The organism is Promicromonospora sp. NPDC060204 (assembly GCF_042728455.1).
Taxonomy (GTDB): Bacteria; Actinomycetota; Actinomycetes; order Actinomycetales; family Cellulomonadaceae; genus Promicromonospora.
Genome location: NZ_JBHWZO010000377.1, coordinates 1 through 4,358, shown reverse-complemented (window position 1 = coordinate 4,358; position 4,358 = coordinate 1). Strand labels below are relative to the sequence as shown.

Below are 4,358 nucleotides of genomic sequence, written 5' to 3'. Positions count from 1 at the left end.
GCGCCCGCCCCACCGCTCCGCCGGGCCGCGCGGGCGCCGTCCGGCGCTCCGGTGCGCACGACGTGTGCGGTCGATGTGAGCGGTCCGTGAGCGTTGGCCCGCCACGCCGGGCGTGGTGATTCCCCAGGTCCGGGTGGTGTCAGTAGTCTCGTCCGCGACGTGTGCACACCCGGTGCGCGCGCACCAACGTCGGAGGAATCTGATGCCGCCTAAGGTGAGACTCATCATCATCTGGGTCGTGGTGATCTTCCTGCTCTACTCGGTCATCAACGACCCCGAGCGATCCGCCGACGTCGTGCTCGCCCTCTGGGACGTCATCTGGGGTGCCATCGCGAACATCGGCACCTTCTTCGAGGAGCTCTTCACCGGGTCGATCGGCCGGTGACGACGTAGGGTCGGCGGCGGGGCTCGGGGTTCCTCGGGCAGACCCGCCGCCGATCCGCACCAGGCTCCCGCCCGGTGGGTCCGCCGGCGGGCGTGCCCACGGCAAGGGGACCATTCCGAACGCACCCGGGGAGACCCGCATGAGCGCAGCAGCGGACTTCGTGATCCGTCATCGCGCCCTGCAGCGGTACATCCTCGCGGACGAGAAGGTGATCGTCGCCACACGGCGGCACTGGGCCAGGCTCTGGGAGCCGATCCTCACCACGACCGGGGCGTTCGTCCTGGGGCTGGCGATCCTCGTCGCGGTGGACCCGGACGTCCGCGACGGGCTCGCCTGGGTGTGGCTGCCGTTCCTGGTGCTCGGCCTGCGGCTGCTCTACAAGTGGCTGGACTGGCGGGCCGAGTGGTTCGTGATGACCGACCGCCGGCTGATGCTGCTCACCGGGCTCCTGGTGCACCGGGTGGCGATGATGCCGGCCGAGAAGGTGACCGACCTCGGGTACGAGCGCACCCCGCTGGGCCAGGTGCTCGGCTTCGGCACCTTCGTCTTCGAGACCGCGGGCCAGGACCAGGCGTTCGACCGTGTCACCTGGATCCCGCGCCCCGACTCCCGGTACCGGCTCATCATCGCGACGCTCTTCCACCCGGACTCCGCCGAGGCGGCAGCCCAGGCCGACCCAGACTTCCGCCCGCAGGCGGTGCCGCCGGTCGAGACGCCCCCGCCCGCCGCACCGCCCGCGCTCATGCCGCGGATCGGACGGCGCAGCAACCCGCCCACGCAGCGCATCGAGGTGCCGGCGCTGCGGGACCTGGCGGGCCCGGGCGGCCAGGCCCCGGGTGCCGCACCGGACGGCTCCGCGTCGGACGGCGGCTCCTACGGTGCTGACTCATCCGGTGCCGGCCCGGCCGGTGCCGGCTCGCACGGCTCCGGCATGCACGGTGCAGGCTCGGCCGGCGTCCTGCCGGGTGGCGTCCGGTCCGGCGGCATCGCCCCGGACGACGGTGCCGGCGGCACCCGCCCGGGCAGCGGCGAGCTCACGGGTGCCGCCCGGCCGTCGACGAGCGGCACGCCCTCGGTGGCGGCGTCGTCGGGCACCGGGCGAGTGCCGGGCCGGACCAGCGACGGCAAGGGCGGCGACCACGTGCCCGGCGGGCCGACGTCCGCGACCGACGGGTCCGACGCCCTGCCCCACCCGTTCATCGAGGGCGGCAAGGACCCGAAGATCCGCTGACCCGGCCGGCCGAGCGGCCAGGCGTCGAGGCGTCGAGGCGTCGGGGAGTCGAGGCGGCGAACGTAGGCATGCTCGGCCCATGAGGGCTCAGAGACCGACGAACCCTACGTTCGACGGCCCGGCCCTCGACAGCAAAAGGCCCGGTCCGTGTGGACCGGGCCTTGATGTGTACCCCCAGCGGGATTTGAACCCGCGTTACCGCCGTGAGAGGGCGGCGTCCTAGGCCGCTAGACGATGGGGGCCTTGAACTAGCCCGCCGACCGAAGCCGGTGGACTGCGTACCCCCAGCGGGATTTGAACCCGCGTTACCGCCGTGAGAGGGCGGCGTCCTAGGCCGCTAGACGATGGGGGCCTTGAACTACCGGTATGAACCGGCACCGTGAGAACGATAGCGCACCCAACGACCGACTTGCGTCAGTGTGGATGCGCAGTGCTCTGCGCTGGGGTACCAGGACTCGAACCTAGACTAAGTGGATCAGAACCACTCGTGCTGCCAATTACACCATACCCCATGGGGGTATGACCGCCTGGATACACCTGTCTCCGACAGGCATTCCGTGGGGGCCCTACCGCTGGAGAACATTACCTGACCTCGGGCGGTGGGCAAAACGGAATGGGCGTGCCGTCCGTCACCCGTGTCCGATCGGGTCGGATGACGGCGTTCTCAGCATGTTCCGAACGCCCCCGGGGCGTCAGGCGAGCGCGGTGCCGTAGCCCAGTGCCGACGGGAGCTCCGCGAGCGTCTCGATCACCACGACACCCGCCGCACGCAGCGCCTCCGGGTCCTGCGGGTCGCCCTGCAGGACCGCGCGCTGCGCGGCATTGGGCTGGCCGGGAGCAGACGGCACGGCGCCGGCGATCGCGGCGTCGGACAGCCCTGCACCCGGCCCGGCGTGGCCGCCGTAGCCCGGACCCCGGCGGTGGCCCGCCCGGTCCAGCCAGACGCCCGTCAGGCCCGCCTCGTGGGCCGCCAGGGCGTCCACGGTGGGCTCGTCGCCCACGTAGGCGGTACGGGACGGCTCGACGCCCAGCTTGCGGGCGCCCTCCGCGAACACGCGGGGGTCCGGCTTGCCGAAGCCCAGGGTGTCGACCCCGACGAGCACGGGCAGGTCACCCAGCCCGGCGACCTTGAGCTTCCGTTCCTGGAGCTCCGTGGCGGCGTTCGTCACCACGCCGACGCGGAGCCCCGCCGCGAGGGCTGCGTCGACGGCGGCTCGGGCGTCGTCGTGCGCGGTCCACGACCGCTCGAACGTGCCCCAGAACAGCGCGTCCCACGCCTCGAAGGACGTCTCCGTGACCGGCGCGGCGCCGAACGTCTCGTGCAGCAGCGCCGCCCGGTGCCGACGCTGCGTCACGTGGTCCATCTCGCCCCGCGTGTACCGGCTGTAGAAGCCGCCCGGGTCGGTGCGCCAGTGCGACAGGATCTCCGGGTCGCGCTCGGCCGGGACGTGCGGCAGGTGCTCCGCCCGCACGGCCTCCAGCGCCCGCGCGAAGGCGCCCTTGGTGTCGACGAGGGTGTCGTCGACGTCGAACAGGATGCCCTCGATCGTCATGCCGTCTCTCCCTGTGCTCGTTCGTGCTCTGCTCGCTCGTACTCGGCCCGCTCGTACTCGGCCCGCTCGTACTCCGCCCGCTCGCGCTCGGCCCGCTCGTACTCCGCCAGCCCCGCCACCGGACTCACCACCGGCACGGGATCCGTCACCACCAGCGTCGGCCTGCGGCGCCGTGCCCACCAGAGCAGCACCGCGGTCGTCACCAGCGTGACACCGATGCTCACCGCCCCCTCGGACGGCGCCACCTCGGTGATCAGCAGCGAGTCCTGGAGCCCGTCGTAGGCGACCGCGAGGCCAAATGCCACCAGGTTGTTCGCCGCGTGCAGCGCGACGGCGACCTCCAGTCCGCCGGTGCGCCACACGAGCAGGCTCGCGACCAGGCCGAACACCAGCCGGTCGGCGAACAGCCACGGGCTCTGCGTGCCGTGCGCCAGCGCGAACAGCAGGGCCGAGACCACGGCGGGCACCAGCACGGCGACCCACCGCCGGCGCAGCATGCTGCCCATCCACTGCGTCAGCCAGCCGCGGAAGAAGTACTCCTCGCCGGCCGCCTGCAGCGGCGTCGTCAGCAGGACCACCAGCGCGAGCATGAGCCAGCCGGACGCCGGGGTGAGCGGCCACAGGCCGGCGTCGTCGGCGCCCGGTCCGCCCGCAGCCCCGGCCCCGGCGTCGGGCGCGCCGAGCTGGGCCAGCAGGACGCTCGTGCCGATCGTGAGCGGCACCAGGAGCAGCAGCGACATCCCGAGCCCGCCGAGCAGCAGGCGCCAGCGCACCCGCCCCAGCACGGAGGAGACCAGGCCGCTGCGCCGGGCCTGCGCCCAGGTCGCGAGGAGCGCGAGCGGGATGCCGAGCGCGAGGCCGAGGTTCGTCACGAGCAGGCCGGCCGGCGACACGAACCAGGCGTCGGTGACATTGGCCGGGTCCGGGAGCTGGGTGCCCAGCGCCTGCGCGACGATCCACACGAGGGCGTACAGCAGCATCGCCCCGAAGATCACGACCACGCCGACGGCGATCGCGGCCAGCCCGACCAGGGGCCGCCACCAGCGGTGCCGCGGGCCCCGGAGGGCCTGCGGGTACACGCGCGGCCCGGGCGGCAGCACCTGCGGCGGCGGGGCCGGGTCCCAGGCCGACGACGGCGCCGCGCCGGCCGGCGCCGCACCGGCCGGCGCCACCCCAGTCGGAGCCGCCG

Annotated in this window: 4 protein-coding genes and 3 tRNA genes; 2 read left to right on the top strand and 5 right to left on the bottom strand. The window is 73.5% G+C overall.

Annotation, left to right across the window (positions count from 1 at the left end; genetic code table 11):
* The first annotated feature begins 214 nt into the window (after positions 1-214).
* Both ACFWEJ_RS27540 and ACFWEJ_RS27535 read left to right on the top strand, forming a co-directional pair.
* Positions 215-385 carry a hypothetical protein gene (locus ACFWEJ_RS27540; RefSeq protein WP_020013705.1) on the top strand — a complete coding sequence of 57 codons (171 nt, stop codon included), beginning with the start codon at positions 215-217 and terminating at the stop codon, positions 383-385.
* A 139-nt stretch (positions 386-524) separates the two neighbouring features.
* Positions 525-1,616 (top strand): PH domain-containing protein, encoded by a 1,092-nt coding sequence (locus ACFWEJ_RS27535; protein WP_377232354.1) that lies wholly within the window; start codon positions 525-527, stop codon positions 1,614-1,616.
* 169 nt (positions 1,617-1,785) lie between these two features.
* Here the strand turns inward: ACFWEJ_RS27535 and ACFWEJ_RS27530 are convergent.
* The 5 genes from ACFWEJ_RS27530 to ACFWEJ_RS27510 all read right to left on the bottom strand — a co-directional run.
* A tRNA-Glu gene (locus ACFWEJ_RS27530) sits at positions 1,786-1,858 on the bottom strand.
* 37 nt (positions 1,859-1,895) lie between these two features.
* Positions 1,896-1,968 (bottom strand) — tRNA-Glu (locus tag ACFWEJ_RS27525).
* An 88-nt stretch (positions 1,969-2,056) separates the two neighbouring features.
* Positions 2,057-2,128 (bottom strand) — tRNA-Gln (locus ACFWEJ_RS27520).
* Between the two features lie 180 nt (positions 2,129-2,308).
* On the bottom strand, positions 2,309-3,169 hold the full coding sequence (locus ACFWEJ_RS27515; RefSeq protein WP_377232353.1) for an HAD family hydrolase: 861 nt from the start codon (positions 3,167-3,169) through the stop codon (positions 2,309-2,311).
* Positions 3,166-4,358 (bottom strand): CPBP family intramembrane glutamic endopeptidase (locus ACFWEJ_RS27510; protein ID WP_377232352.1); only part of this gene is annotated, 1,193 nt, incomplete at its 5' end. The genes ACFWEJ_RS27515 and ACFWEJ_RS27510, both read right to left, overlap by 4 nt.